28 protein-coding genes and 1 tRNA gene are annotated in these 26,148 nt (G+C 69.5%); 21 read left to right on the forward strand and 8 right to left on the reverse strand.

Annotated elements, in window-relative coordinates; translation table 11 throughout:
* Positions 1–386 precede the first annotated feature (386 nt).
* Complete coding sequence (locus WN71_RS41375; RefSeq protein WP_143074788.1) at positions 387–1,466, forward strand: LPO_1073/Vpar_1526 family protein; 1,080 nt, start codon at positions 387–389, stop codon at positions 1,464–1,466.
* A 32-nt stretch (positions 1,467–1,498) separates the two neighbouring features.
* Here WN71_RS41375 and WN71_RS01965 read toward each other — a convergent pair whose 3' ends face one another.
* Both WN71_RS01965 and WN71_RS01970 read right to left on the reverse strand, forming a co-directional pair.
* Positions 1,499–2,746, reverse strand: a complete 1,248-nt coding sequence (locus WN71_RS01965; protein ID WP_079177584.1) for an NsdA family TPR-like regulatory protein — start codon at positions 2,744–2,746, stop codon at positions 1,499–1,501.
* Between the two features lie 158 nt (positions 2,747–2,904).
* A complete protein-coding gene (locus WN71_RS01970; protein ID WP_046581481.1) occupies positions 2,905–3,240 on the reverse strand; it encodes a winged helix-turn-helix domain-containing protein in 336 nt (111 codons plus the stop codon).
* 614 nt (positions 3,241–3,854) lie between these two features.
* Between WN71_RS01970 and WN71_RS01975 the strand changes: the two genes are divergently transcribed.
* The 14 genes from WN71_RS01975 (at position 3,855) to WN71_RS02040 (ending at position 14,954) form a co-directional block, all read left to right on the forward strand.
* Complete coding sequence (locus tag WN71_RS01975; RefSeq protein WP_046581484.1) at positions 3,855–4,142, forward strand: hypothetical protein; 288 nt, start codon at positions 3,855–3,857, stop codon at positions 4,140–4,142.
* Complete coding sequence (locus WN71_RS01980) at positions 4,139–5,125, forward strand: DUF2637 domain-containing protein (RefSeq protein WP_046581485.1); 987 nt, start codon at positions 4,139–4,141, stop codon at positions 5,123–5,125. The genes WN71_RS01975 and WN71_RS01980 overlap by 4 nt, the downstream gene beginning before the upstream one ends.
* Complete coding sequence (locus WN71_RS01985) at positions 5,122–5,772, forward strand: GGDEF domain-containing protein (protein ID WP_046581487.1); 651 nt, start codon at positions 5,122–5,124, stop codon at positions 5,770–5,772. The genes WN71_RS01980 and WN71_RS01985 overlap by 4 nt, the downstream gene beginning before the upstream one ends.
* Positions 5,772–6,155, forward strand: coding sequence for an RRQRL motif-containing zinc-binding protein (locus WN71_RS01990; protein WP_046581625.1), 384 nt, complete (start codon positions 5,772–5,774; stop codon positions 6,153–6,155). The genes WN71_RS01985 and WN71_RS01990 overlap by 1 nt, the downstream gene beginning before the upstream one ends.
* 80 nt (positions 6,156–6,235) lie before the next feature.
* A complete protein-coding gene (locus tag WN71_RS01995; protein ID WP_206299995.1) occupies positions 6,236–8,488 on the forward strand; it encodes a cell division protein FtsK in 2,253 nt (750 codons plus the stop codon).
* A 141-nt stretch (positions 8,489–8,629) separates the two neighbouring features.
* On the forward strand, positions 8,630–8,887 hold the full coding sequence (locus WN71_RS02000; RefSeq protein ID WP_046581488.1) for a hypothetical protein: 258 nt from the start codon (positions 8,630–8,632) through the stop codon (positions 8,885–8,887).
* A 15-nt stretch (positions 8,888–8,902) separates the two neighbouring features.
* Positions 8,903–9,097, forward strand: coding sequence for a hypothetical protein (locus tag WN71_RS02005; RefSeq protein ID WP_046581490.1), 195 nt, complete (start codon positions 8,903–8,905; stop codon positions 9,095–9,097).
* A 17-nt stretch (positions 9,098–9,114) separates the two neighbouring features.
* Complete coding sequence (locus WN71_RS02010) at positions 9,115–9,576, forward strand: hypothetical protein (protein WP_046581491.1); 462 nt, start codon at positions 9,115–9,117, stop codon at positions 9,574–9,576.
* Between the two features lie 10 nt (positions 9,577–9,586).
* Positions 9,587–10,381 (forward strand): deazapurine DNA modification protein DpdA family protein, encoded by a 795-nt coding sequence (locus WN71_RS02015; protein WP_046581492.1) that lies wholly within the window; start codon positions 9,587–9,589, stop codon positions 10,379–10,381.
* A gap of 12 nt (positions 10,382–10,393) precedes the next feature.
* The gene (locus WN71_RS02020; RefSeq protein ID WP_046581494.1) at positions 10,394–10,903 is read left to right on the forward strand and encodes a hypothetical protein; all 510 of its coding nucleotides are present in this window, start codon (positions 10,394–10,396) and stop codon (positions 10,901–10,903) included.
* Positions 10,904–10,989: 86 nt separating this feature from the next.
* Complete coding sequence (locus tag WN71_RS02025; RefSeq protein WP_046581495.1) at positions 10,990–11,898, forward strand: bifunctional DNA primase/polymerase; 909 nt, start codon at positions 10,990–10,992, stop codon at positions 11,896–11,898.
* A 202-nt stretch (positions 11,899–12,100) separates the two neighbouring features.
* The gene (locus WN71_RS02030) at positions 12,101–13,234 is read left to right on the forward strand and encodes a DUF3631 domain-containing protein (protein ID WP_046581497.1); all 1,134 of its coding nucleotides are present in this window, start codon (positions 12,101–12,103) and stop codon (positions 13,232–13,234) included.
* A 228-nt stretch (positions 13,235–13,462) separates the two neighbouring features.
* Complete coding sequence (locus WN71_RS02035; protein WP_046581498.1) at positions 13,463–13,675, forward strand: helix-turn-helix domain-containing protein; 213 nt, start codon at positions 13,463–13,465, stop codon at positions 13,673–13,675.
* A 73-nt stretch (positions 13,676–13,748) separates the two neighbouring features.
* Positions 13,749–14,954 (forward strand): site-specific integrase, encoded by a 1,206-nt coding sequence (locus WN71_RS02040; RefSeq protein WP_046581500.1) that lies wholly within the window; start codon positions 13,749–13,751, stop codon positions 14,952–14,954.
* An 82-nt stretch (positions 14,955–15,036) separates the two neighbouring features.
* Here WN71_RS02040 and WN71_RS02045 read toward each other — a convergent pair.
* From WN71_RS02045 to WN71_RS02055, 3 genes are all read right to left on the reverse strand, one after another.
* Positions 15,037–15,110, reverse strand: a tRNA-Pro gene (locus tag WN71_RS02045).
* A 33-nt stretch (positions 15,111–15,143) separates the two neighbouring features.
* Complete coding sequence (locus tag WN71_RS02050) at positions 15,144–15,935, reverse strand: Pr6Pr family membrane protein (protein ID WP_046581501.1); 792 nt, start codon at positions 15,933–15,935, stop codon at positions 15,144–15,146.
* A gap of 58 nt (positions 15,936–15,993) precedes the next feature.
* Complete coding sequence (locus WN71_RS02055; protein ID WP_046581503.1) at positions 15,994–16,920, reverse strand: metallophosphoesterase; 927 nt, start codon at positions 16,918–16,920, stop codon at positions 15,994–15,996.
* 108 nt (positions 16,921–17,028) lie between these two features.
* On the opposite strand from WN71_RS02055, the gene WN71_RS02060 reads away from it, so the two are divergent.
* Entirely contained in the window at positions 17,029–17,496 is a 468-nt protein-coding gene (locus WN71_RS02060) for a GatB/YqeY domain-containing protein (protein ID WP_046581509.1), read from the forward strand.
* A 213-nt stretch (positions 17,497–17,709) separates the two neighbouring features.
* On the opposite strand, the gene WN71_RS02065 is transcribed toward WN71_RS02060, so the two are convergent.
* Positions 17,710–19,977 (reverse strand): transglycosylase domain-containing protein, encoded by a 2,268-nt coding sequence (locus WN71_RS02065; protein WP_046581511.1) that lies wholly within the window; start codon positions 19,975–19,977, stop codon positions 17,710–17,712.
* 494 nt (positions 19,978–20,471) lie between these two features.
* Between WN71_RS02065 and wblA the strand changes: the two genes are divergently transcribed.
* The gene (gene wblA, locus WN71_RS02070) at positions 20,472–20,810 is read left to right on the forward strand and encodes a transcriptional regulator WblA (RefSeq protein WP_046581513.1); all 339 of its coding nucleotides are present in this window, start codon (positions 20,472–20,474) and stop codon (positions 20,808–20,810) included.
* A 367-nt stretch (positions 20,811–21,177) separates the two neighbouring features.
* On the opposite strand, the gene bagB is transcribed toward wblA, so the two are convergent.
* Together bagB and bagA are read right to left on the reverse strand one after the other, a co-directional pair.
* Entirely contained in the window at positions 21,178–22,587 is a 1,410-nt protein-coding gene (gene bagB, locus WN71_RS02075; RefSeq protein WP_046581515.1) for an ATPase BagB, read from the reverse strand.
* Positions 22,584–23,561 carry an ATPase BagA gene (gene bagA, locus WN71_RS02080; RefSeq protein WP_046581516.1) on the reverse strand — a complete coding sequence of 326 codons (978 nt, stop codon included), beginning with the start codon at positions 23,559–23,561 and terminating at the stop codon, positions 22,584–22,586. Before bagA ends, bagB begins: the two co-directional genes overlap by 4 nt.
* A gap of 116 nt (positions 23,562–23,677) precedes the next feature.
* On the opposite strand from bagA, the gene WN71_RS40655 reads away from it, so the two are divergent.
* The 4 genes from WN71_RS40655 to WN71_RS02095 all read left to right on the forward strand — a co-directional run bounded on the left by WN71_RS40655 (position 23,678) and on the right by WN71_RS02095 (position 26,118).
* Positions 23,678–23,836 (forward strand): Sp36 family protein, encoded by a 159-nt coding sequence (locus WN71_RS40655; protein ID WP_107469535.1) that lies wholly within the window; start codon positions 23,678–23,680, stop codon positions 23,834–23,836.
* Complete coding sequence (locus tag WN71_RS02085) at positions 23,836–24,300, forward strand: RidA family protein (RefSeq protein WP_046581518.1); 465 nt, start codon at positions 23,836–23,838, stop codon at positions 24,298–24,300. The genes WN71_RS40655 and WN71_RS02085 overlap by 1 nt, the downstream gene beginning before the upstream one ends.
* Before the next feature lie 103 nt (positions 24,301–24,403).
* Entirely contained in the window at positions 24,404–25,291 is an 888-nt protein-coding gene (locus WN71_RS02090; protein WP_046581520.1) for an NUDIX hydrolase, read from the forward strand.
* Complete coding sequence (locus WN71_RS02095; RefSeq protein WP_046581522.1) at positions 25,288–26,118, forward strand: MBL fold metallo-hydrolase; 831 nt, start codon at positions 25,288–25,290, stop codon at positions 26,116–26,118. Before WN71_RS02090 ends, WN71_RS02095 begins: the two co-directional genes overlap by 4 nt.
* The last annotated feature ends 30 nt before the right edge of the window (positions 26,119–26,148 follow it).

Genomic DNA, 26,148 nt, shown 5'->3' on the forward strand with positions numbered 1-26,148 from the left:
ACGCAGATGCTGCTGCTGAGGGTCCAAGTGCCGAAGAACTGGGGAAAATTGGTGCGTACGAGGCTTCAGTGCCTCACACTTGCGAGAGTGACCAGAACACAACGCCTCGTCCTTGTCGGCACCACTGCGGTTGTTGGTGCTGTCCTGTTGGCCGCCAGTCTCTACCTGGGCCTAGATCGGACAGACAAGCTCGCTAGCATCGTCAGCGCTGTAGCAGGGGTCGGATCGTTGGCCGTTGCCGCTTACCAACTGATACAGCCCGGCGGAGGTGGATCAGGAGCGTCGCCGTCCCGTCGTCAAGTACAGCGCGGTGGCGACAATTCCACGAATATACAGAGCGGCGGAAACATCAACATGGGCGACAGCAATAAAATTGGTGGTGACCGTTGATCTGGCGGCAAAAGCAGCGTGGCGGTGACAGTTCGACGAACATTCAGGCGCAAATAGTGCAGTATGGTGTCAGCTATGTAGACGCCAAACAAATCGCCATGGATGTATTCAATGATAATTTTGCCAAGCTGTCCCAAAATGCGCATCGCGTGGCCGTAGAGAGAGCAGATGAACTTACGTTAAATTATTTGAGTGAGCTTCACGATCGAGAGCCGAAGGCTATCGAGAACATTGAAGACCCGGGCGTGCAGTCCGACATTCTTGAAGCGCAGTCGGGGTTCGCGAAGAGTGGTGACCGCGATCTTGGGGAGATCCTGGTCGATATCCTCGTAGACCGCACGGCTCGAAAAGAGAGGAATACTGCGAGCCTGGCGCTGAGTGCCGCACTGTCAACGGCGCAGAGGCTTACAGGTGCCCATTTTGCAGCGTTGAGTGCGCTGTTTGTTTTCAAGCAACTTAGGATGCTCGGGGTTGGGCGCCCTGAGCAGGTGTACGAGCGAACCTCTCAGTATCTGGGACCTATTCGGGATGAAATTTTGAGTTTGTCCCAGTCCGATGTTGAATATTTGGCGGCCCTTGGATGTATCACGATTTCGATGGGCTCGATTTCGATTCACGAGACCATGCAGCGAACCTATCCTGGGCTCTTCTGTGAGGGCGTAGATATTAGTTCTGCCCCCAATGAGCTGAGTGGGGCTCCGGAGGATGGGCCGGAGTCGGTCATAAATATGCTAAAGGGGACTCCTGCGGTGACGCGTAGCCTCAGGGACCCTACGAGGCTCCAGGTTGCTGCCGTAGACGAAGAGGGCCTTCATAAGCTACTCGAAGATAACGGACTGCTTGAGCGTGAGGAAGTGCTACGTAGAGCCTTGACCGCTAGGCCCGTGAACGGGGACGTGATTATGGCGGAGTTGGCTGCCTATAATCCTCGGCTAGGGGAAGTTGTAGAAGTCTACAATTCCAAGAGTCTTCCCAATTGCAGTAACACTGCAATTGGGACCGCTATCGGGCACGCGAATTTGCGCAAGGTTACGAGCGGGGCATTCTCATCTGCTCTTGATGTGTGGATTTCTTAAGGCGCAGCGGGCCCCTGTATCCGCCTGGATTCCTACCTAGGCAGGAATCCTGGCTTCTGCTCGGCGAGCGAGCTAAGCCGCGCGAGGTAGTCCTGTGCCGCCGGTTCGGAGCTGTACCGGCGCCGCATCTCGGCAGCGAGTTCGCGGCTGGTCATGATGAGCGACGGCACCGACTGCCGGTCTCCTTCGAGGGCCCGCTCGCCCATGAGGAGTGCCTGTTCCAAGTCGCCCTCCCGCGCTGCCGTGACTCCGAGGGTGACCCGCGCTTCCGCGTTGCGCATGGGCGAGCGTTCGGTGCCGTCGAAGTCCGTTCCCGCCCTCAAGACCTCTTCGGCGAGCGTGCGCGCAAGCTTGTCTTCGCCGACCAGGCGGTAGCAGTCCATCGCGTAGAAGTCGAACTTCGCAGGGTCCACGACGAAGTGGTTGTCCAGGTTCTCGGGGTACGGCATCTCTTCGAGCAACCGTCGCCCCTTGTCCAAGGCCACCTCGACTTGCCGGCGGTCCCCGATCCGAGCCCATGCCTTGGCTTCCTGGGCTGCGAGCTGCACGGCCACGCCGTGATGCTGCGCTGTTTCGGCGCCGACCTGAGCCGCCGCGATGACACCGCGGTAGTCGCCGGTCGTGAGGGCGAACCACGCCCGCATTTCATGCGCCCACCCGGCGACCTCTGCATGGTCAGCCTCGGTGGCGAGTGAGAGCGCCGCCTGTCGTGTCGACTCAGCCGCATGTCGTGCGCCCGTGTCGTACTCGACACAGCCGACTAGCAGCGCGAGCCAACCAGACAGTGCGAGTACCTCGCGGTGCTGCGCGAGCGTGAGGCTCTTCTTATGCAGGTCGACGACACGGCGCAGCCACTGCCGTCCCTCAATAAGAAGCTGTTCGCTCGGCATGAACGGGTACTCCGAGGCGAGCCGGTCCGCCGTGATCCGCAGAGCATCAAGAGTGGCGTTGTCGACGTCGGACCGGTTGAGACGGCTCACGATCTCCAGCGTCTCCATGCCGGACGCCGCAAGGATCTCCCTGTCTCCGTCCCGCCGCGATGGCGCCGGGAACAGCGCGTGCGTCACGGTGCCGAACAGGGCCGCGATGATCGGTTGGTAGAAGTCGTTCGGCATTTGGCCTGACTCCCAGCGCTTCCACTGGCGAATCATGCTGTCCTCTGCCGGCAGCTCCGTGGGAGCGTGCGCCCGCAGTGCCCTGACTGCGTCGCGCTGCGACCAGTCGCGCGCCATGCGCTCGGCAGCCATGCGCCGCGCCCATGCGGGCCTGTCCTCGGTCATGTGCCCTCCTCCGCGTGCCTGCTCCGAGTCTCACCCGCGCGCCACGGGGACAGGGAAGGGGACACCGGGGTGTCACTGGACATGTCCCCACCTCCGACTCTCCGTCCCCTGCCTGTCACTTACGCCTCAACTCCCGTTCCCCACATGCTGGTTGCAGATCACGCACCATCCGGGGCGGAACGCTCTTCGAGCGCTGCGACCCGTTCAGCCAACGCCTGAATCTGGGAGCGGATTTCCTTGATGTCATCGCGCACGTCATTGCCAGGGGAAGTCCCGTCGCTGACGAAGTTACCGAGGTTCCCGGCCGACACAATGAGCCCTTCGGCCCTGAGTGCGGCCAAACCGTTCTGGATCGTCTGGCTCGCGAAGCCGAACCGGTCGATCAACTCGCGCTGCGATGGAAGCTTGTCCCCCGGCTTCATCTTCTTGATGTCCTCACGAAGTGCGTCCGCGACCTGCGCCGCTTTCGGCTTCGGCCCTCCTGTGACAGTCATGCTCTGAGCGTACCCACTACAGCGAACTAGAGCGCATCACCGCACAAGGGTTGTGCACCACAGCAGACTAGTGCAAGCTAGCCAATGAACGGGCGCCCCGGCTCTCCGGGAAGGGCCGTTTGACCTGCACGAATGCACGGGGCGGGGACGCTGCAATCCCGCTGAAGGCCAGGGGACAGGGCTACGGCCCGACTGGCGAGGTGGCCCGGTGACCGCGAGCAACGGCCGGAGTGTGGGGACAAGGTCCCCCTTGCAGTGTGTTTCCCCTGTTCAGCGGTCTGAAGGAGTGGCAGTGAGTCGACGAAAGCGATGGGCGCGGCCGTGATCGACCGGCACGGCGGCGCCGTTTCACCCCCGGTCCGCCCCCTTGCGGTGCTGCGGATGACCGGTCGCCTTCTACCGAATCGCGGCGGCTAGCGCCGCGCCGGTTGCTCGCCCCTCCCGTCCGGGAGCTCTGCGGAGCGATCCCGTACGGGAGGGGTTGAGAGGAGCCGGAGTCCGGTGCCTGCGGGTACCGCGGGTGACTTCCCCTTCCGCCGCAGCGTGGGTGCCGTCTCTCCAAAGCCTGCGCCCGCCTCGGTGCTCCCCGTCCCTCCTGCGTCAGGAGCCCTGCAATGCGCACGTACATCGGCCGTCATCAGGCCTTATCTGCAAGCGATTTCATCGAACTGGCCCTTGGCACACCGGTTGAGCTGTGGCTCGGGGTCGAGAGCGAGAGCGACGAGGAACGCGCGGCCCGCCTGGACGCGGGGCGCGACATCCTCGCCGACAACCCGGGTCTTCCCGATGACCTGATCCGCTTGGCTGCGGAGGTCATCGAGGAGAACCCGGACCTGTTCGTCGTCGTCCCGCTGCCCCGCCCCAACCGCCGGCGCGCGGCGCGCAAGGGGGCGGCGGCATGACGACGACGCAGACCATCGAGTCTTCGGCGGTGCCGCCGTTGACCCGACCGGAATTGGGACTCGCCGGCCTCGGCGCGTTGGCTGCGGCCGGCGTCGGTGCGCTCGGTCTGATCTCTTCCTTCGACGCGGTCTCGGCTGCCGCGCTGCGCTGGGGTTTCCACGCTCCGTGGATGCTGCCGGTCGGGGTCGACACGGCCATTCCGGTGTTCACCGTGGCCAACCTGCTGCTGATCCGGATGGACATGGCGTTGGCGTGGGTGCGGTTCGTGCCGTGGGCGCTGACGCTGGTCACCTGCGGGCTGAACATCGCGGCCGGACACTCTGCGGCGGCCAAGGTCGCGCACGGCACGATGCCGCTGCTGTGGGTGGTGTTCTCCGAGATCGGCGCGCACGTCTACGCCGTGCGGATCGGCGCCGCGACCGGCCGGCGGATGGAAAAGATCCGATTCTCCCGCTGGATGCTCGCCCCGGTGTCGACGTTCGCGCTGTGGCGGCGCATGACGCTGTGGGAGGTCACTTCCTACGCGGACGCGCTGGCCCGTGAGCGTGAGCGGCTGCTGGCCCGTGCGGATCTGCGCGAGCGGTACGGCCGCACATGGCGGCGCAGTACGCCGCGCCGCGAACGCGTCCTTCTGCGTCTGGGTGAGCTGAACCCGGCCGGTGCGGTGGCCGACGTCGCCCCCGAGCCCGTGCCGGATGCCGCCGCTTCAGCCGTGCAGGCGCCGCGGAAGCGCCCCGCGAAAAGCCGGGCCAAGGCTGCGGCGCCGCGCACGGTGGCGGATCTGCTGAGCGAGGCACGCTCGGCTACGGCTGACTGGCCGGACGCCGGGATCAACGCGGAGGGGCTGCGCAAGGCGCTGCACTGCGGTTCGGGCCCCGCGCGGCAGGTGCGTGACGCCCTGCTCGCCGAGCGGGCGGACGGCCGCAGCCTGCACCCGTCCGACGCGGCCGCGGTCGTGGTCGGCGAGGGGGTGGCCGCATGAGCACGCTCGCCACGATCCTGCTGTCCGCGCTCCCCCTCGCCGCCGGTTGGGCTGTGCACGTGCGCTTGCTGGGCAGGTCCCTGGACACGGCCCGGCGTGACCCCTTGACCGGCTTATGCACCCGCGACGGGTTCACCCGCCGGGCCACGGTCCTGCTCAAGGACCCGCGAGCGGTCGTGGTGCTGGCCGACGTCGACAAGTTCAAGCACATCAACGACACCTACGGGCACGCGGCCGGCGACCTGCTGCTGAAGGCGACCGCTTACCGCCTCGCGCACCACGCCGGCCGTACCGGGGTCGCTGGTCGGCTCGGGGGCGATGAGTTCGCCGCCGTCCTCATCGACGATCACGGCACTGCCGCGGACCTGCTGGCCGTGCTGCACCGGGTGCTCGCCCGCCCGGTCGACCGCCAGGACCCGGCCGTGCACACCACGGTCTCGCTCGGCTGGGTCCGCGCCGCAGACTTCCCCGGCGATGACCTGTCCGGCCTGCTGCGGCGGGCGGATGAGGCGATGTACGCGGCCAAGCAAGGCCGTGCCGGGATGCGCCGGGCCGGGCTCGGCTGGCTGTTCGCGACCCTGGCCGGCCGCCGCGCCGGACGCCCCGGTACCACCCTGGATGTTCCGGTCGTGGGGGTGGCGGCGTGATGGCCTCCTACGCCAAGTGCTTCGACCCGGCCGGTGCCCGGTTCGGCATCCCTACGTACCCGTGGCGGTTTGCCCCGGACGGTTATGCCACCCGCCGTCAACTCAGGGACGCCGGACTGCGGCCGGGCGGTCAGCCGGTCGCCGCGCAGGTCATGCGCGCCCACCGGGGCCTCAAAGCCGGGGTGCAGGTCGCCTACCTCTACCGCATCGACCTTGCGAGGCCGGTGCGGCTGATGACGTCGCGCAAGTGGGGCGCGCTCGCGCTGGCGATGCTCGCCCGCCGCACCTGCCCGCAGTGCCGACTCACCTACAGCTACTGCATCCCGACCTCGCTCGGGGTGTGCGTCCCCTGTGCCTATCCCGAGGAACAGCGCGCCGCCTGACCAGTGCTGCGGGGCCCGGTCTCAACCGACCAGAGCAGCGGCCGGGCCCCGCCATCCTCCTCTGAGAGAAGGACGCTTCAGTGAAGCACCCCGACGACGACAACGAACTTTTCCACCGGCTCGAAGCCGAGATGAGCCCCGACTACCGGCCCGACTCCGGGGGCGCGGTGGTCGACCTCGGCAAGGCCCGATCCGCCCGCATCGAGTCGGCCGACCCGAGCGCCCGACCGGGCGCCGACCGGTCGGCCGACTCTGCCCCGGACTGGTCGGCTGCCGAGTTGGCTTCACAGTCGGGCGACCCGGCCGCGCGCGTGATGGTCGACCAGCCGACCCCGGCCGCCACCGGTCCGGGCTACCTGGGTCGGCTGGCCGGTGCGCACCGCCGTGCGGTCGTTCCGGAGTGGCTGCGCTCGCTCGCCGAACTGCGCACGGCTGCGGCGTGGGTGGCCCGGCACTACGCGCACGCCACCGGGTACCACGCGCTGCGGGCCCCGGTCTACGCCGCCCGCCTCACCCTCCAGGCGCCGACCGGGGCCGCCCGGTTCGTCGGCGGCACGATGCGGTGGATGGCCGACACGGAGGGCGAGCCGGTCCGTCTCGCCGCGGTGCGGCGCGAAGACGCGGCGGAGTACCTGAAGCTGTCGAGGCAGCGCGACGGACGCGTCCGGCTGCGCACCCTGGTGGCGGTGCTCGCCCTGTTCACGGGGCTGGGTGCCGCGCTCGCCGTCTACGTGCTCGCCCCGGAGTGGCTGCAAGCCGTCTCGGCGGGGGCGGTCGTGATGGCGCTCGGCTCCGCCGGCCGCCGCGCGGACGCCCCCGTCATCCACCGTGCGGTGGAACTGCCGGCCGCGGTCAAGCTGACCAGTGACATCGTGCTGCGCGCGCTGGGGGCGCTGGGCATCCCCGCCATCAACCAGGCGCAGGCCAAGGGCCGTAACGGGTTCGAGTTCACCGCACCGATCACCCGCGACGGACCCGGGTGGCGGGCGGAGGGCAACCTCCCCTACGGCGTCACGGTCACGGACATCATCGAGCGGCGCGAACGCCTCGCGTCCGGCCTGCGCCGCCCGCTCGGCTGCGTGTGGCCGGAGGCCGTGCCCAACGAGCACACCGGACACCTGATCCTGTGGGTCGGGGATCAGGACATGTCCACGGCCAAGAAGCCCGTGTGGCCGCTGCTGAAGTCCGGCAGTGTGGACCTGTTCAAGCCGGTCGCGTTCGGCACCGACCAGCGCGGACGCTGGGTCGAGATCACGCTCATGTACATCGCGGCCGTCATCGGCGCGATCCCGCGCATGGGCAAGACGTTCCTTCTGCGTCTGCTGCTGCTCATCGCCGCGTTGGACCCGCGCGCGGAGCTGCACACCTACGACCTCAAGGGCACCGGCGACCTCGACCCGGTCGGCAACGCCGTGAGCCACCGGCACCGGGCCGGCGACGAAGAGGAGGACATCGAGTACGCGGTGCGGGACCTGCGCGCCCTGCGCGAGGAACTGCGGCGCCGCGCGAAGATGATCCGCTCCCTGCCCCGGGACGTCTGCCCCGAGTCCAAGGTGACCTCGGACCTGGCGAACAAGCCGTCATTCGGGCTGCACCCGATCGTGGTCGGGGTGGATGAGTGCCAGGTCTGGTTCGAGCACGACAAGTACGGCAAGGAACTCGAAGAGATCTGCACCGACCTGGTCAAGCGCGGCCCGGCCACCGGGATCGTGCTCCTTCTGGCGACGCAGCGCCCGGACGCCAAGGCGCTGCCCACCGGCATCAGCGCGAACGCCTCGGCCCGGTTCTGCCTGAAGGTCATGGGCCAGCTGGAGAACGACATGGTGCTCGGCACGTCCGCTTACAAGCGGGGTGTACGCGCCACCATGTTCAGTTGGGCTGACAAGGGCATTCACTACTTCGTGGGTGAGGGCTCGGACGCCCGGATCGTCGGCTCGGTGTACGTGGACGCCCCGGCCGCAGAAGCCATCGGCGCCCGTGCCCGCAAGGCCCGCGAACTGGCCGGCACGCTCTCCGGCCACGCGCTCGGGGAGGACCCGCAGCCGGACACCTCCAGCGCGTATGACCTGCTGCGCGACGTTCTCGTCGTCGTCCCGGCCGACGAGCCCAAGGTGTGGTCCGAAACCGTCGTCGCCCGCCTCGCCGAACTGCGGCCCGAGGTCTACGACGGCTGGGACCCCGAAGGACTCGCCGCAGCCCTGAAGCCGCACGGCATCGCCACGATCCAGGTGGGCCGCCGGACGGGCGGCAAGGTCGTCAACCGGCGCGGCATCGACCGCTCCCACATCACCACGGCGATTGCGGAGCGTGACGGAAACCAGGACGCGGGCTGACGCTCCGGGGCCGCTAGCGCTAGCGGCACACCCCGCTAACGTTAGCGGCCCCGCTAGCGGCCCGAACCCGTTCTGATCAGGCCGCTAGCGGATAGCGGCCCACCTGCGGAAACCCCTGAAAACCGCCCCGGAGGGCCCCTCATGACTCCCGCCCTGCTCGCTATCACCTGCCTGATAGTCGTCACTCTTGGTTACAGCGGGCTGTGTGCAGCCTCGCCGTTCGGCAACTGCCGCAAGTGCCACGGCTGGGGCTTCGCCGTGAAGACCGACCGCAAGGGACGCCAGAAGCGCGGCAAGGACTGCCGCCGCTGCCGCGCCACCGGCAAACGCATCCGCATCGGCCGCTGGCTCTACAACCGGTGGGCCCGCATCTACCGCGCCGGCACCCCCACCCACTGACCGGAAGGCCACCTGATGATTCTGAACATCTCCGCCGTGCTGCTGTTCGGCGCCGCGTCCGCCCTCGCCGTCCGCACCAAGTCCGCCGGGGGCGGCGCCGCCCTGGTCCTGTTCCTGTTCGGCTTCTTCGCCGCCGGGACCGGCGCGTACGAGCCCATCCACAACCTCGTGCAGGCGTCCGCCGACGCCATCGCCCAACTCGGCAACTGAGAAGGGAAACCACGACCGTGAACGAGCCCACCCGCTACCCGGCCGCGTACGGCACGGCCACCCTGGAAGTCCACCACCCCACGCCGATCGTGCCCGTGCAGGCGGCGCCGCTCGCGGCTGTGCAGCCCGGCGGCATCCCGTCCGTGGCGAGCGTGGTCCTGCCGGACGGCCGTGTCGTCACCGGCTACGCCATCGCTCCCGCGCAGCCCGAACCCCTCGCCGCCAAGCCGCCCGTCTCCCGCGCGGCCGTGAATGTCGCCCTCGGAGGCGTTGGGTTCCTCGCGGTGTGCGGTGGGCTGTTCCTGCTGACCGCGTTCATCACCGCCCTCACCGCGCTCATCACCCAGTTGGTCATCCTCGCCGCCGTCGTCTTCGGCGGCTGGATCGCCGTGCAGGCGTTCGCCGCGAGCGGCCAGCGCGGCGCAACCACGGTCAACATCCGCAAAGCCGTCATCAAGCGCAACCACTTCCACGGCTGAGGTGGGTGGAGTGCGCTTCTACCTGACCACCCACAAACGCCACTGGGTCCGGCTGACCGATGTGCCGCTGTTCCTGAAGTCCGAGCACTTCGTCACCGCGGTCAAGCTGCACCCCGCGCGGGGCAGGTACGCGGTGGACTCCGGCGGCTTCTCGGAGCTCCAGCGCCACGGCCGCTGGACGCGCAGCCCGCGCCAGTACATCGAAGATCTGCGCCGCATCTGGGAATGCGTCGGCCCCTACGACTGGGCAGCCCCACAAGACTGGATGTGCGAAGACCTCATCATCCACGGCGGCACCGCCGGGCCGAACGTCTTCGCCGGCACCCGCCTCAGCGTGGCCGAGCATCAACGCCGTACCGTCGCCAACTTCCTCGAACTGCGCTCCCTCGCCCCGGAACTGCGCATAGCCCCGGTCCTTCAGGGACGAACGGTCGCGGACTACGAGTGGTGCGCAGAACTGTACGAGCGCGCCGGAGTCGACCTCACCGGCGAACCCACGGTCGGGCTCGGCTCGGTCTGCCGCTTGCAGTCCACCCGCGAAGGCGCCGCGATCGTGACCGCGATGGCCGCGCGGGGGCTGCGCCTGCACGGCTTCGGATTCAAGATTCTCGGTCTGGAACGCGTCGGCCACCTGCTCGCATCGGCCGACTCCGCGGCATGGAGCTACCACGCCCGCCGCCGCCCGCCCCTGCCCGGCCACCCGCACAAGACCTGCGCCAACTGCCTCGACTACGCCCTGCGCTGGCGTACCCGCGTGCTGGCCAGCCTCCCGCCCTGGCAACAGCCCTTCCTCGACGCAGCCTGACGAAAGGAAGCCATGTTCGAGATCCGCATCATCTGCGACACGGTCGACACGGACCGCGTTACCTCGGCACTCAGCAACGCGTTCGTGGCCGGAGCCGTACGCACCTACCCGACCCGCGACAGCAAGCGCACCCGGCTGTACGTCACCGCCGACCACCGACCGCAGCCGGAGCCGTGGCCCGAGCCGGGCGAGGTGTACGCGCTCGCCCCGAGCATCGTGAGCGAGATCGGATGGATCGCCAAAACGGCCGCTTGCAAGCCGTTCGGTGAGGTCTTGATGCGTGAGTACTGGCTCCGCAAGGCCGCTGCGCTGGACCGCATCGCGGTGGGCGACGAAGCCGAGGGCATCACCGGCGACGCGGGGGAGGTGGCCACCGAGGCGGCCCGTCAGCTCATCGCGCACGACTTCGGCAGTGAAGGCGGCTGCCACGGCGCGCCTTACCGGCCGGACGACCCGGACGCGACCGCCAACCCGCGCGGCTACGTCCGCCAGGAATACGCCCAATGGGCCAAGAACCAGTAACTACGCCCGAGGCGGGCGCCGTCTCTCCAAAGCCTGCGCCCGCCCCGGTCCTCCCGTCCCTCCAAGAGATCAGGAGAACCCCCAGCATGACCCATGCCAGCACCATCCCGCGAGACCCTCTGTCCGCGGCCCTGGAAGCAGCCGCGCACGGCTGGCACGTCTTCCCCCTCCGCCCCGGCACCAAGCGGCCGGCCCTGCATGGCGAAGCCAACTGCCCCCGTACCGGCCAGTGCGCCGGCGGACACGTGAAGTGGGAGCAGCGCGCCACCACGGACCCCGAGCGCATCCGCGCCGCCTGGTCGGTCGCCGCATTCAACGTCGGCATCGCCACCGGCCCGTCCAGGCTGGTCGTCGTCGACCTCGACATGCCCAAGGCCAAGGGCAGTTCGGACGCGCCGTGCGGCGCGGCGACCTTTGAGGCGCTCTGCGAGCGCGCCGGGCACGCCGTCCCCGACACCTACCGGGTGCGGACCGCGAGCGGTGGGACACACCTGTACTTCACCGCCCCGGCCGGCGTCCGATTGGCCAACACCGCTGGAACCATCGGTGAGTTGGTCGACACCCGCGCATGGGGCGGCTACGTCGTCGCCGCGGGCAGCGCCACCGACGCCGGAGCGTACGAAGCCGTGAGCGGCTCCGTGGCGGCTCCACTTCCCGGATGGCTGCTGACGATTCTGGAACCCTCCCCGGAGCGTTCCACGGGGGCGCTGAGGCTGCCTGCGGTCGACGGCAGCCGCGCGGCACTGTCCGCACTCGAAGCCGAATGCGCCGCAGTCTCGGCGGCGCCGGACAGGCAGCGCAACACCACGCTGAACCGGTGCGCCTTCAAGGTGGGGCGCTTCGTCGCGTGGGGCGACATCCCCCGGCAGGTGGTGGAAGTGGCCTTCCAAGGGGCGGGAGAGGGGCGGGGGCTCACCGCTGCCGAGTGCCGCGCCACGATCCGCAGCGCCCTGGACAGCTCCATCCGCAAGGCCCGACCCCGGGAGACGGCATGAACGCCCCCCGTTCCTCTTCCTTGGAAGGCCAACGGCCCGCGAGTCGAGGTCAGGTCGCCGAACTGGCTTCGCTCACACCGGCCGTGGGCGACCCGGAGAGCGTCGCCGAAGGCGTCCGCACTGCTCTTGGTACTGACCCGCAGGACGACGACGGGCCCCGCGCCACCTGCCTGCCCCGCAACTTCCAGGAAGGACGGGCAGCATGACTGACCAGACCCCAGCCCCGTCCGCCATCGACGGCGCCGCCCTGCTCGATGAGGTGGAAGCCTTCCACCGGCGCTTCAACGTCTTCCCCACCGAAGCCGCCTATACGGCTGTAACTCTGTGGGACGCGCACGCCCACCTGCTCGACTGCTTCGAGTCCACCCCCCGTCTCGCCTTCCTCAGCCCCGAACCGGGGTCCGGGAAGTCACGGGCACTGGAGATCGTGGAAACCCTCGTACCGAACCCGATGGCCGCAGTCGACGCGTCCGCCGCCGCCCTGTTCCGCGCGGTGTCCGGGGTCGACGGCAAGCGCCCCACGATCCTGTTCGACGAGATCGACACCATCTTCGGCCCCAAGGCCGGAGAGAACGAACAGCTCCGCGGCTTCATCAACGCCGGACACCGACGCGGCAAGGTCATGTACCGGTGCGTCGGGGACGGAGCCAACCAGACCGTGCAGGCGTTCCCGTCCTACACCGCCGTGGCGGTGGCCGGTCTCGGCTCGCTGCCCGACACGATCCTGACCCGCTCGGTCATCATCCGAATGCGCCGGCGGGCCCGGAACGAGAAGGCGGAGCCGTACCGCTCGCGCATCCACGAAAAGGAAGGCTTCGCCCTGCGCGACCAGCTCGCCGCATGGGCCGAAGCCGCCCGCGGGTTCGTCATGGGCGCCTGGCCGGAGATGCCCGAAGGCGTCACCGACCGGCCGGCGGACGTATGGGAACCCCTGCTCGCCGTCGCGGACGCGGTCGGGGGCGACTGGCCCAAGCGCGCCCGCGAAGCCTGCGCGGAGCTGGTCAAGGCATCCCAGGTCAACGACAAGGGCAGCATCGGCATCCGCCTCCTGACCGACCTGCGCGACCACGTCATGGTGGGCGTCGACCGCCTGCCCACCATCGCCGTACTCGACAGGCTCAACGCCCTTGATGACGCCCCATGGGCCGACCTCGACGGCAAGGCACTCGACAACCGGCGCCTGTCCAAGATGCTCAGCCAGTACGTCACCGCGGACGGAACTCCCGTCGCCTCACGGAACATCCGCACGGCCGGAGGAGTCCTCAAGGGCTACTACAGCGAAGACCTGGAAGACGCGTGGGCCCGCTACTGCCCGCCCCCGTCCCCGTCCCCGTAGGTCCGCTACATCCGCTACACCCGCTACACCCCAGGTCAGAGACCTAAAACCTGTAGCGGCAAGCCCCTGATGTAGCGGCTACGGTCACGTCTCCGACGCGGCGCCGTAGCCGCTACATCCCGCGCGTCCGCTACACAAACACCCCCGCTGACCTGCGATGTAGCGGCGTAGCGGATGTAGCGGACTCCTGAGAAGGCCCCAAGGACCCTGCCTAGGAGGCACTCCGGAATGAGCGTCACGCTCGCCGCTCCCGCAGAGCGGCTCCTGTACCGACCGGAAGAAGCCGCGGCGGCGCTGGGCATCGGCCGCTCGCAGGTCTACGAGGAAATCCGCCTCGGTCGGCTTCAGACCGTCCGCATAGGCCGTCGCCGTCTCGTGCCGCCGGACTACATCGAGCGGTACGTCGAACTCCTCAAGAGCGAGGCAGAAGCCATCGCCTGAACCTTCCACCACCCGATTTCCACAGGGCCGCGTCCACAGGGCGCGGCCCTGTCCTACGGAGGAACGACAGAGCATGACCGACACCCCGAAGCGCGCACAAAGGGCCGGCCACGGTGCGGACACCATCTACTGGGACCCGGCCAAGAAGAGTTTCGTGGGGGCCGTCTCCCTGGGACACGGCCCGAACGGCAAGCGTCGTCGGCCGAAGGTGTACGGCAAGACGAAGACCGAAGTCCGCCAGAAGATCCGGGACTTGAAGAAGGAGGTGCAGACGGGGGTCAAGGCGCCCGCCAACTACACCGTGGCCGACGCGGTGAACGACTGGTTGGAACGCGGGCTGAAGGGGCGCGACGAGAAGGGCACCATCGGCAAGAACCGCTCGATGGCGAACAAGCACCTGATCCCCTTCATCGGCAAGGCCAAGCTGAAGGAACTCAGCGCGGACGACGTGGACGACTGGTTGGACGACAGGGCCGAATTCCTGGCTACGCGAAGCCTGCGTGACCTGCTCGCCATCCTGCGCCGCTCCATCGCGCACGCTCAGCGCAGGGACAAGGCCGCGCGGAACGTCGCCTTACTCGTCACCGCACCGGAGGGGCGCCCCGGCCGTCCGAGCAAGGCGCTGAACTTGGAGCAGGCGAAAGCCGTGCTCTCGGCCGCGCGCCCGTCACGGCTGTACGCCTACCTCGTCCTCTCGCTCCTCAGTGGTGTGCGCACAGAAGAGGCGCGGCCCCTCACCTGGGATCACGTCTTCCTGGAGACGACGGACGGCATCCCGCCTCACGTCGCGGTGTGGCGCTCGGTGCGCAAGCACGGTGAGACCAAGACCAGGAAGAGCCGCCGGACCATCGCCCTGCCGAAGCAGGTGGTCGACGTCCTCGAAGAGCACATGCGATGGCAGAAGCAGGAGCGGGCCGCGAGCGGGATGGAGTGGAGCCCGACCAGTCGCGTATTCACCACCCGGAGCGGTGAGCCGCTCGACGCGGCCAACGTCCGGCGCGACTTCAAGGCCATTACGAAGAGGGCGGGCCTGAAGCCTGAGTGGACGCCGCGGGAGCTCCGGCACAGCTTCGTGTCTCTGCTCTCCGACCACGGCATCCCGCTGGAACGGATCGCGCTCTTGGTCGGTCACAGCAGCCAGGCGACCACAGAGGCGGTCTACCGCAAGCAGCTCCGGCCCGTGATCACGCAGGGTGCCGAAGCAATGGACGACATCTTCGCCGAAGATCAGGAAGGGAGTACCGCGGCGGACGACGAAGCGGGCGACGCGGTGGCCTGATCAAAATCGTTTGGCCCCCTGTTTGGCCCCCGAGCACGACAGAGGGCCGACCGCATTTCTGCGATCGGCCCTCTGACCAGCGTCGGGGTGGCGGGATTTGAACCCACGACCTCTTCGTCCCGAACGAAGCGCGCTGCCAAGCTGCGCTACACCCCGATGTCGCTGCTTGTCGCGGCGACGACGTTTACTTTAGCCCACTGGTGGCTGGAGACGAAATCCGGTTTTGGCGTGGTGCCGGATCGGGTTCGGGCGGGCGTGGTCCAGGGCGATCAGAAGGACCGCCAGGGCGTAGAAGGAGAGGCCCAGGAGGAGGGCGTTGCCCAGGATGTGCTTGTAGCCGTGCCCGTCGACGTCGAGGAAGGGATAGAGGTAGCGGGCCGGCGCGTCGGGGCTGAGGAGCGCGCCGCGGGCCAGCGTGAAGGCCAGGTAGACCACGGGATACACCATCCACGCCGCCGCCTGCCGCAGGTGCAGCCGGCCGGGCGTCGTCAGGAAGAGCCAGTCCGCCACCGCCGCCAGGGGGACCGCCGTGTGCAGGGCGTGGTTCGCGAGGGTCTGCGCCAGGCTGGGGGCCGGGGGCTTCGCGGGGAGGGGGAGCGCGAAGACCGGCGTCAGGTGGCTGGGCAGCAGGTGGAAGACGAGCGTCGTGATCGCCGCGTAGAGGAGTACGGCTCCGGTCAGGGCCGGGGAGACCGGGCGGCGCGCCGTCCACGCCCTGCGGGCCGAGACCGCGAACGTCAGCGCCAGCAGGATCGCGCTCTGCACGGAGAAGTAGCAGAGAGCCTGGGTCCAGTCCCCGAGCAGGAACGCCAGGGCGGCCGCGCCGGCCGCCGCCAGGGCGACCATGAGGCGGAAGACCGCGACGAACGGGCGGCGCAGGGGCGTCATCACGGCCGAGGCCGGGACGGACGACGGCATCAGCTTGGGTATGCCCGGTATCGCGGGGATGTCCGGGAGGTCCCTGGGTATGGGGGCGGTCATATCCCCCAAGCTAGGCATGGGGGGTATATCGGACCATCCGGGTGTGGCGTGCGGGTGATCAGTCCCGGCTCACCAGCGTCAGCAGGGTCGCCTCCGGCGGGCACGCGAAGCGGACCGGCGTGTAGCGGTTGGTGCCGCAGCCCGCCGAGACGTGCAGGTACGACGTCCTGCCCTCCGCCGTGTGCCGGGACAGGCCCTTCACGCGGTCCGTGTCCAGGTCGCAGTTGGTGACGAGGGCGCCGTAGAAGGGGATGCAGAGCTGCCCGCCGTGGGTGTGACCCGCGAGGATCAGCGGGTACGCGTCCGCCGTGTACGAGTCCAGGACGCGCAGGTACGGCGCGTGCACCACGCCCATCGAGAAGTCGGCCGCGTCCGAGGGGCCGCCGGCCACCTGCGCGTAGCGGTCGCGCTTGATGTGCGGGTCGTCCAGGCCCGTCAGCTCCACGGACACGCCCTCGACCTTCAGCACACCGCGCGTGTTGGTCAGGTTCAGCCAGCCCGCCGTGTCGAAGCCGTCGCGCAGGTCCTCCCACGGGTTGTGGATCGCGCCGACCGCCGGCGCGTTGCCGTTCAGCCCGTGGCGGCCGCTGGTCTTCTCCAGCAGGTAGCGCGCGGGGTTGCGCAGCTTGGGGCCGTAGTAGTCGTTGGAGCCGAAGACGTACGCGCCGGGGAACTCCATCAGCGGACCGAGCGCGTCCAGCACCTCGGGCACGCCCTCCGGGTCCGACAGGTTGTCGCCGGTGTTGATCACGAAGTCGGGGCGCAGGCCCGCCAGCGAGCGCAGCCACCGCTGCTTCTTGCGCTGGCCGCCGACCATGTGGATGTCGGAGACCTGGAGGACGCGCATCGGGCGCATCCCCGACGGCAGCACCGGGACGGTCACCCGCCGCAGCCGGAAGGAACGGACCTCGAAACCGGCCGAGTAAGCGAGACCGGCGGCCGCGACCGCCGTGATGCCCAGGGGTACTCCGTATCGCGCGCGCATGCGCCCATCGTGTCAGACCCGTCCATGACGCCGGACCCCGCGCCCCCCGGCGGGCGGGGGCCCGAAATCCGCGGGCGGCGGCCGTGGTGCACCTGCGACAATCGATCCATGACCACCACGCTCAAGTCGAAGCTGCACGACGACCTCAACGCAGCGATCAAGGCGCGCGACGAGCTCCGCTCCTCCACGCTCCGGCTGACCCTCTCCGCGATCACCAAGGAGGAGGTCGCGGGCAAGGAGAAGCGCGAGCTCTCCGACGACGAGGTGCTGAAGGTGATCACCAGGGAGGCGAAGAAGCGCCGCGAGGCGGCCGACGCCTTCGCCGCGGGCAACCGCCCCGAGCAGGCCAAGCGGGAGACGGAGGAGGGCGAGGTGCTCGCCGCGTACCTGCCCAAGCAGCTGGGCGACGACGAGCTGGACGCGATCGTCGCGCAGGCCGTCGAGGAGGCGAAGACGGCCGGTGCCGAGGGGCCGCGCGCCATGGGTGCCGTCATGAAGATCGTGAACCCCAAGGTGGCGGGTCAGGCCGAGGGCGGCCGGGTCGCCGCCGCGGTGAAGAAGCTCCTCGCCGGCTGACCGCCGGAGGCGAGGCGATCGGCGTACGGCGACTGCCACGGTGTACGGCGACAGCCGCGGCCTGCGGCGACTGCCACGGCCTGCGGCGCGACAGCCACAGCAGAAGGGGCCGCACCTCCCGGTGCGGCCCCTTCGCGTTCACGTACCTGCGCCTCAGATGCCGGCGCGTTCACCCACCCGCGCGTTCACCCGGCCGAGCCCGGCGGCAGCGGCTCAGCCACGGTTGCCGCCGTTCCCGTTGCCCCCGCTGTTGCGGCCCTGGATGAAGCCGTCCGGCAGGGAGATCGTCGGGGTCGGGGTGGAGCCGCCGGCCCCGCCGTCGGTCAGGCCCGCGATGAAGCCGCCGCCGTCGTTGTTGCCGCCGTTGTCCCCGTTGTTGTCGCCGTCGTGCTTGCCCTTGTCCTTGCTGTTGTCGTCCGGGATGTTGACGAGGTTGAAGTTCTGGGCGGGCTTGCCCTGGAGGGCGCCGGTCATGGCGTCCTTCCAGATCGGTCCGGGGGTGTCGGCGCCGTAGACCTGCTCGTGCCAGACGCCGCCGATGCTGATGTTGGTCATCGAGACGTTCTGCTTGGCGCTGCCGACCCAGACGGCGCCCGCGAGGTTCGGGGTGTAGCCGACGAACCAGGCGTTCTTGCGCTCGTCCGTGGTACCGGTCTTGCCCGCGCTCTCCCGGTCGGTGAGGCCGGCCTGCTGGCCCGTACCGGAGTCGATCACGCCGCGCAGCAGCGTGTTGACGGTGTCGGCGGTCTGCGTGCTCATCGCGCGCGAGCACGTGGACTTCGGCACGTCGAGCGACTTCTCCTTGTCGCCGATCTTCTGGGTGATCGACTCGATGGCGATCGGGGTGCAGTACATGCCCTCGTCGGCGAAGGCGGCGTACGCGCTCGCCATCGTCAGCGGGGACAGGCCCACCGCGCCGAGCGCGATCGACGGGCTCTCCGGAAGTTTCTTGCCGTCACCCTGCACCACGTGCAGCGCGTCGGTCATCTTCACCACGGGGCACAGGCCGATGTCGGAGATCAGCTGGACGAAGTACGTGTTCACGGACTTCGCCATCGCCGTCTTCATCTGGTACGGCCCGACCTCGGACTCGCTCTCGTTCTCGACCGTGTAGCCCTTGTCGTTGAGCCAGGACTTGCTGCTGCACGTCTGCACCGGACTCGGGTACGACATCTTGTACGGCGACGAGTACGCCTGCGTCGCGGACTTGCCGCCCTCCAGGGCGGCCGCGGCGACGAACGGCTTGAACGTCGAACCGGTCGGGAAGCCGAAGTTCGAGCCGCCCATGTCCTGGTTGACCGAGTAGTTGTACTCGGTCTCGTTCTTGCCGTAGCCGTACGGCTTCGACTGGCCCATCGCCAGGATCTTGCCGGTGCCGGGCTCCACCAGGGTGGCGGCGGCCGCGACCTTGTCCGACTTGTAGACGTGGTCCTTGAGGGACGCCTGCACCGAGTCCTGGGACTGCGGGTCCAGGGTGGTGCGGATGGTCAGGCCGCCCTGGTTCCAGATCGCCGCCCGCTCCTCCCGGGTCTTGCCGAAGACCGGGTCGGACAGGAAGACGTTCTCCACGTACTTGCAGAAGAAGGCCGCGCCCTTGGTGGCCGTGATGCAGCCGTTCTTGGGCTGGGTGACATGCAGGCCGAGCGGCTTCGCCTCCGCGGCCTGCGCCTCCGCCTTCGAGATGTCGCCGACCTCGGCCATCCGCGCGAGCACCGTGTTGCGGCGCTTGGTGGCCTCCTCCTCGTCGTTGACCGGGTCGTACCGGCTGGGCGACTGGACGATGCCGGCGAGGAGGGCCGACTCCTGGAGGTTCAGGTCCTTGGCGTGCTTGGAGAAGTAGCGCTGGGAGGCCGCCTCGACGCCGTACGCCTGCTCACCGAAGAAGGTGATGTTGAGGTAGTTCTCGAGGATCTTCTTCTTCCCGAGCTTCTCCTCGAGCTGGATGGCGTACTTCAGCTCCTTGACCTTGCGGCCGATGGTCTGCTGGGTGGCCTGCGCGACCTTCGTCGGGTCGTCGCCCGCCTCCTCGATGAAGTAGTTCTTCACCAGCTGCTGGGTGAGCGTGGAGGCGCCCTCGGAGACCCCGCCGCTCTGCGCGTTCTTGTTCAGGGCGCGGAGCACGCCCTTCAGGTCGATCGCGCCGTGCTGGTAGAAGCGCGAGTCCTCGATCGCGACGATCGCCTTCTGCATGTACGGCGAGATGTCCTTGAGGTTCACCACCGTGCGGTCACGGGAGTAGACCTGCGCGATCTGGTTGCCCTTGCTGTCGAGGATCGTGGTGCGCTGGCTCAGCTGCGGGCTCTTGAGATTGGCCGGGATGTCGTCGAATCCCTGGACCGAACCTCTGGCCGCGAGACCGAGGGCGCCGGCCGCCGGCAGGGCGATACCGGCCATCACGGCTCCCGCGAGCACACTGACACCGAGGAACTTGGCGGCCTGCTGGGTCACCGACAGACCACCGCCCGAGCGCTTCTTTGGCATGGGGGCAGCCTACGTTCTCATTCGCCGGACACGGGTATATGCCTTGGCCTAAGCTGCTCTCAACTGTCACAGCAGTGCGGTCACGTATCAATACGTCCGGCGGCCTCGCATCGTTCCGGATCTCGCCAAAGTCTTTCGGCGGGGCCCGAACCGGGCCGGGAAGCCGGGTCGGAAGCCGTTTCCGGAGTGACCCGGCGGCTTCGTGAGAGACCCGGCCGGTCGTGTGGAGAACGTGTCCGAATCCGCCTTGTGTGTCATCCGGCGTCCGTTGTGACGCGCCGCAGCTGTCCCGGTATGCCGGGATGATCACGCATGTCGCCAGCTCACTCCCGCGGGTGATCTGCCGCTTACCCATAGTCCGTTCGGGCCATTCAAGATTGGGCCCGAAGGGGGTGTTGCGCTGTGCCCACCTTCCGTAACGTCCTCAACTGGCGGCGGTGAATATGCCGCTGCCGCCGTGGGGGAGCCTCGATTCGGGAGAGGACGGCGCCGGTATGGGCTGGGTAACCGACTGGAGTGCGCAGGCGGCCTGCCGCACTACCGATCCGGATGAACTGTTCGTTCAGGGAGCAGCGCAGAACAGGGCCAAGGCGGTGTGCACCGGCTGCCCGGTGCGCACGGAGTGCCTGGCGGACGCGCTGGACAACCGCGTCGAGTTCGGCGTGTGGGGAGGCATGACGGAGCGGGAGCGCCGCGCGCTGCTGCGCAGGCGGCCCACCGTGACCTCCTGGCGCCGGCTCCTGGAGACCGCGCGCAGCGAGTACGAGCGAGGGGTCGGCATCATTCCCCTCGACAACGACGAGGTCTACGAGAACTACGCCGCGGTGGGGTGAGGCGCGGCCCCCGTCCGGCCCCCGTCTCCGGCCGACCGGAGACGCCGGGCCCAGCGGGTCCGCCCCCGCGTCCGCGGCCGCCTGTGGCCGTCTGCTGCCGTTCGCGGTCATTCGCGACCGGTTCGGGACGACGGTGGGGTCCGTCAGGTCCGCGAGGTCCGTGTTGGGGTCCGCGAGGTCCGTGTGAGGCCCGCGCGTTCGCTTCCGGCCCGTCCGGCCGACCGGTTCCGGCGAGCTTCCGCGCTCGTCAGCGGCTGGCCCGGCCGTTCTTTGCGGCCCGGTGGCCGTTGGCCCGGTCGTTCACTTCGGGCCGGTGGTCCGGCCGTTCGCCCGCGCCCGGTCCGTCGCTCGCTCCGGGCCGGTCCCGTCAGGCCTCCGCGTCCGGCTCCGGGAGTTCCGCCCGGTGCGCCGCCAGGCGGTCGCCGATGTTCCGGAGACCCTCCAGGTCGTGCACGTCGCCGGGCAGCGCGGCGACCTCCACCACCGCCACCTCGGGGTGGCGCGCGATGAAGCGGCCGCGCGTGCGCTGCTCGCGGGAGAGCAGTTGCATCCGCTCGGCGTGCAGCCTCAGCAGGCCGGTGGTGAGCCGATCGACGGACCGCTCCTTGTCCAGGTCCGCGCGGTCCGCGCGCGCCGTGCTCTCCTCGTTCTCCGTGGCGGCGGGGGAGCCTCCGTCGGGAGCAGATGTCACGGGCGCGGCCGGGTCGGTCGATGATGTTGAACTGCCGTGAGTGTCGGGAGAGTTACGAAGTCCAGCCTTCCCGTCCTCCTGATCCACAATGCCGCGCTCCTCAAGATTTTCCGCGGCCCCGAGCGCCCGGTCGGCGGAGAGCCGGTCGGCCCCGCTGCCGTGCACCCGGTTCAGCACGAGACCGACCAGCGGCATCTTCTCCGCGGCCAGCCGCTCCACGAAGTACGCCGCCTCGCGCAGCGCGTCCCGCTCCGGGGCCGCGACCACGAGGAAGGCCGTACCGGGCGCCTGGAGGAGTTTGTAGGTGGCGTCCGCGCGCGTGCGGAAGCCGCCGAACATCGAGTCCATCGCGGCCACGAACGTCTGCACGTCCTTGAGCAGCTGCCCGCCGAGCAGCTTGCCCAGCGCACCGGTCATCATCGACATCCCGACGTTCAGGAACTTCATGCCCGCGCGGCCGCCGACCTTCGCGGGCGCGAGCAGCACCCGGATCAGCTTGCCGTCGAGGAACGAGCCGAGCCGCTTCGGCGCGTCCAGGAAGTCCAGCGCCGACCGGGACGGCGGGGTGTCCACGACGATGAGGTCCCACTCGTCCCGGGCCCTCAGCTGGCCCAGCTTCTCCATCGCCATGTACTCCTGCGTGCCCGCGAAGCCCGCCGAGAGCGATTGGTAGAAGGGGTTGTTCAGGATGGCGTCCGCGCGCTCGCGGTCCGCGTGCCCCTCGACGATCTCGTCGAAGGTGCGCTTCATGTCGAGCATCATGGCGTGCAGTTCGCCGCCGGCCGCGTCGTCGATGCCCTTCACCCGGCGCGGCACGTTGTCGAGCGAGTCGATCCCCATGGACTGGGCGAGCCGCCGGGCCGGGTCGATGGTGAGGACCACCACCTTGCGGCCGCGCTCGGCCGCGCGCAGGCCGAGGGCCGCCGCGGTCGTGGTCTTGCCCACACCGCCGGAGCCGCAGCACACCACGATCCGGACCTCCGGATCGTCGAGCAGCGGATCGACGTCGAGCACGCGCGCGTGGGACAGGCGCCGCCGCGCGCCGCCCTGGTCGGTGTGGGTCGCCTCGGCCGGGTCCGGACTCATGACATCCCCTGCTTCCGCAGCTCGGTGGCGAGTTCGTACAGGCCCGCGAGGTCCATGCCCTCGGCGAGCAGCGGCAGTTCGTGCAGCGGCAGGCCGAGGTCGGTGAGGACCGCGCGCTGCTCGTGCTCCAGCTCGTAGCGCTCGGCGTACTCCTCGGCCTGGGCGAGGAGGGGGTCCACCAGCTTCTCCGCGTGCCCGCCGCGGCGGGCCCCGCCGAGCCCCGCCGCCGACAGCGACTTGGCGACGGCGGTGCGCGGGACCGTCCGCAACAGCTCAAGGTCGGCCGCGTCCAGCACCTGGGGGCGCACCATGTTCACGATGACCCGGCCCACCGGCAGCCCCGCGGTGCGCAGTTCGGCGATGCCGTCGGCGGTCTCCTGGACGGGCATCTCCTCCAGCAGTGACACCAGGTGCACCTCGGTCTCCGGCGACTTCAGCACCCGCATCACGGCCTGCGCCTGATTGTGTATCGGGCCGATCTTGGCCAGGCCCGCCACCTCGTCGTTGACGTTGAGGAAGCGCGTGATCCGGCCCGTCGGGGGCGCGTCCATGACCACGTAGTCGTACACGAACCGGCCGGCGCGGTCCTTGCGGCGGACGGCCTCGCACGCCTTGCCGGTGAGCAGGACGTCCCGCAGGCCGGGCGCGACGGTGGTGGCGAAGTCGATCGCGCCGAGCTTCTTGAGGGCCCGTCCGGCGCTGCCCAGTTTGTAGAACATCTGGAGGTAGTCCAGAAGGGCCAGTTCGGGATCGATGGCCAAGGCGTACACCTCGCCACCGCCGGAGGCGACGGCGATCTTCCGCTCTTCGTACGGCAACGCGTCCGTCTCGAAGAGCTGGGCGATGCCCTGCCGGCCCTCGACCTCGACGAGGAGGGTTCGTTTCCCCTCCGTCGCGAGGGCGAGCGCGAGTGCGGCGGCGACCGTCGTCTTTCCGGTCCCGCCCTTGCCGCTGACGACCTGGAGCCTGCTCACGTCTTCGAGCCTAACCAGTCCGGCCGACACCTACGCGGGAGGCTGTGGACAACTGCCCTCCCGGTCGGCCGACGGCACGTCGGGCGACGCGGTGCGCAGCGGCTACAGTCGGCCACATGACCAAGTGGGAATACGTAACCGTGCCGCTGCTCGTCCATGCCACGAAGCAGATTCTGGACAACTGGGGCGATGACGGCTGGGAGCTCGTCCAGGTCGTGCCGGGGCCGAACAACCCCGAGCAGCTGGTGGCCTACCTGAAGCGGGAGAAGCCGTGATGGGCGCCGTCGACACCAGGCTCGCCGAGCTCGGGCTGACCCTTCCGGAGGTCGTGCCGCCGCTCGCCGCGTACCAGCCCGCCGTCCAGTCCGGCGTGTACGTCTACACCGCCGGGCAGCTGCCCATGGTCGAGGGCAAGCTGCCCGTCACCGGCAAGGTCGGCGCCGAGGTCACCCCGGAGGAGGCCAAGGAGCTGGCGCGCACCTGCGCGCTGAACGCGCTGGCCGCCGTCAAGTCCGTCGTCGGCGACCTGGACCGCGTCGCGCGCGTGGTGAAGGTCGTCGGGTTCGTCGCCTCGGCGTCCGACTTCACCGGCCAGCCGGGCGTCGTCAACGGCGCCAGCGAGCTGCTCGGCGAGGTCCTCGGCGAGAAGGGCGTGCACGCGCGCAGCGCGGTCGGCGTGGCGGTGCTGCCCCTGGACGCGCCGGTCGAGGTCGAGATCCAGGTGGAACTCGTTCCCTGATCCCCTCGGCCGCCAGGGACCCGCTGACCTCGGGTCCGGCCTCGGTCCGGGCCCGTCCCGGGTCCCTCTCGAACATTCGCGCACCACGGGATAGCCTCCGCCCATGGCGAATGGGCAGTGGTTCCCCGAGGACTGGCCGGAGCGTATCCGCGGACTCGCGGACGGCACGCTCACCCCGGTCGCGCCCAGGCGGGCGGCCACGGTCATGCTCCTGAAGGACACCACGGCCGGTCCCGCCGTGCACATGCTGCGCAGACGCGCCTCCATGGCCTTCGCCGGAGGCGCGTACGCGTATCCGGGCGGCGGTGTCGACCCCCGCGACGACGACCACCAGGTGCGCTGGGCGGGCCCCACGCGCGCGTGGTGGGCGAAGCGGCTCGGGGTGGACGAGACGGGCGCCCAGGCGATCGTCTGCGCCGCCGTACGGGAGACGTACGAGGAGGCGGGGGTGCTGCTCGCCGGGGAGTCCGCGGACTCGGTGGTCGGCGACACCACGGGCGAGGACTGGGAGGCCGACCGCGCCGCGCTGGTGGCGCGGGAGCTGTCCTTCGCCGGGTTCCTGGAGCGGCGCGGGCTGGTCCTGCGCTCGGACCTGCTGGGCGCCTGGACCCGCTGGATCACCCCGGAGTTCGAGGCCCGCCGCTACGACACCTTCTTCTTCGTCGCCGCCCTCCCCGAGGGCCAGCGGACCCGCAACGCGTCCACCGAGGCCGACCGCACGGTGTGGATCCGCCCCGGACAGGCGGCCGGCGGCTACGACTCCGGTGAGCTGACGATGATGCCGCCGACCATCGCCACCCTGCGCCAGCTGCTGCCGTACGCCACGGCCGCGGAGGCGCTCGACGCGGCTCCGGCGCGCGATCTGACGCCGGTGCTGGCCCGCGCCCGGCTGGTCGAGGGAGAGATCGTCCTGACCTGGCCGGGGCACGACGAGTTCACCAAGCACATCCCGACCGCTCCGACCGCCCCGACCGGAGGAGGCCCGGCATGACCGAAGCGGCAGCACTGCCCGGCCAGCCGAGGGGCGGGGTCCTCTCCGGGCCCGCCACCGAGCGCGCGGTGAACGTCCTCGCGCCGAACGCCTCCGTGATGACCCTGGACGGCACCAACACCTGGATCGTCTCGGAGCCCGGCTCCGAGCTGGCCGTCGTGATCGACCCGGGGCCGCTCGACGAGGGCCATCTGGGCGCGGTCGTCGACACCGCCGAGAAGGCCGGCAAGCGGGTCGCGCTCACCCTGCTCACCCACGGCCACCCCGACCACGCCGAGGGCGCGGCCCGGTTCGCGGAGCTGACCGGCACCAAGGTGCGGGCCCTCGACCCGGCGCTGCGCCTCGGCGACGAGGGGCTGGCCGCCGGTGACGTGATCACGGTCGGTGGGCTGGAGCTGAGGGTCGTACCGACCCCGGGCCACACCTCGGACTCGCTCTGCTTCCACCTGCCGGCCGACCGGGCGGTGCTGACCGGGGACACCGTCCTCGGCCGCGGCACGACCATGGTCGCGCACCCCGACGGGCGGCTGGGCGACTATCTGGACTCCCTGCGGCGCCTGAGATCGCTCACGGTCGACGACGGCGTGCACACGGTCCTGCCGGGTCACGGGCCGGTCCTGGAGGACGCCCAGGGCGCGGTCGAGTTCTATCTCGCCCACCGTGCCACGCGGCTGGCCCAGGTGGAGACGGCCGTGGAGAACGGTCACCGGCTGCCGGCCCAGGTCGTCGCGCACGTGTACGCGGACGTGGACCGCTCTTTGTGGCCCGCGGCGGAACTGTCGGTGCGCGCGCAGCTGGACTATCTGAGCGAGCACGGGCTCATCTAGGGGTCGGACACGCCCTGGCGGGTCCGCCCG

Origin of the sequence: Streptomyces mangrovisoli, from assembly GCF_000974985.2 — a bacterium.
GTDB lineage: Bacteria > Actinomycetota > Actinomycetes > Streptomycetales > Streptomycetaceae > Streptomyces > Streptomyces mangrovisoli.

Bases quoted from the DNA above. Each gene is read 5' to 3' on its own strand.
- WN71_RS01965 (WP_079177584.1), bottom strand. From the start codon at position 2,746: ATGACCGAGGACAGGCCCGCATGGGCGCGGCGCATGGCTGCCGAGCGC.
- WN71_RS01970 (WP_046581481.1), bottom strand. From the start codon at position 3,240: ATGACTGTCACAGGAGGGCCGAAGCCGAAAGCGGCGCAGGTCGCGGAC.
- WN71_RS01975 (WP_046581484.1), top strand. From the start codon at position 3,855: ATGCGCACGTACATCGGCCGTCATCAGGCCTTATCTGCAAGCGATTTC.
- WN71_RS01980 (WP_046581485.1), top strand. From the start codon at position 4,139: ATGACGACGACGCAGACCATCGAGTCTTCGGCGGTGCCGCCGTTGACC.
- WN71_RS01985 (WP_046581487.1), top strand. From the start codon at position 5,122: ATGAGCACGCTCGCCACGATCCTGCTGTCCGCGCTCCCCCTCGCCGCC.
- WN71_RS01990 (WP_046581625.1), top strand. From the start codon at position 5,772: ATGGCCTCCTACGCCAAGTGCTTCGACCCGGCCGGTGCCCGGTTCGGC.
- WN71_RS02000 (WP_046581488.1), top strand. From the start codon at position 8,630: ATGACTCCCGCCCTGCTCGCTATCACCTGCCTGATAGTCGTCACTCTT.
- WN71_RS02005 (WP_046581490.1), top strand. From the start codon at position 8,903: ATGATTCTGAACATCTCCGCCGTGCTGCTGTTCGGCGCCGCGTCCGCC.
- WN71_RS02020 (WP_046581494.1), top strand. From the start codon at position 10,394: ATGTTCGAGATCCGCATCATCTGCGACACGGTCGACACGGACCGCGTT.
- WN71_RS02025 (WP_046581495.1), top strand. From the start codon at position 10,990: ATGACCCATGCCAGCACCATCCCGCGAGACCCTCTGTCCGCGGCCCTG.
- WN71_RS02030 (WP_046581497.1), top strand. From the start codon at position 12,101: ATGACTGACCAGACCCCAGCCCCGTCCGCCATCGACGGCGCCGCCCTG.
- WN71_RS02035 (WP_046581498.1), top strand. From the start codon at position 13,463: ATGAGCGTCACGCTCGCCGCTCCCGCAGAGCGGCTCCTGTACCGACCG.
- WN71_RS02040 (WP_046581500.1), top strand. From the start codon at position 13,749: ATGACCGACACCCCGAAGCGCGCACAAAGGGCCGGCCACGGTGCGGAC.
- WN71_RS02050 (WP_046581501.1), bottom strand. From the start codon at position 15,935: ATGACCGCCCCCATACCCAGGGACCTCCCGGACATCCCCGCGATACCG.
- WN71_RS02055 (WP_046581503.1), bottom strand. From the start codon at position 16,920: ATGCGCGCGCGATACGGAGTACCCCTGGGCATCACGGCGGTCGCGGCC.
- WN71_RS02060 (WP_046581509.1), top strand. From the start codon at position 17,029: ATGACCACCACGCTCAAGTCGAAGCTGCACGACGACCTCAACGCAGCG.
- WN71_RS02065 (WP_046581511.1), bottom strand. From the start codon at position 19,977: ATGCCAAAGAAGCGCTCGGGCGGTGGTCTGTCGGTGACCCAGCAGGCC.
- wblA (WP_046581513.1), top strand. From the start codon at position 20,472: ATGGGCTGGGTAACCGACTGGAGTGCGCAGGCGGCCTGCCGCACTACC.
- bagB (WP_046581515.1), bottom strand. From the start codon at position 22,587: ATGAGTCCGGACCCGGCCGAGGCGACCCACACCGACCAGGGCGGCGCG.
- WN71_RS40655 (WP_107469535.1), top strand. From the start codon at position 23,678: ATGACCAAGTGGGAATACGTAACCGTGCCGCTGCTCGTCCATGCCACG.
- WN71_RS02085 (WP_046581518.1), top strand. From the start codon at position 23,836: ATGGGCGCCGTCGACACCAGGCTCGCCGAGCTCGGGCTGACCCTTCCG.
- WN71_RS02090 (WP_046581520.1), top strand. From the start codon at position 24,404: ATGGCGAATGGGCAGTGGTTCCCCGAGGACTGGCCGGAGCGTATCCGC.
- WN71_RS02095 (WP_046581522.1), top strand. From the start codon at position 25,288: ATGACCGAAGCGGCAGCACTGCCCGGCCAGCCGAGGGGCGGGGTCCTC.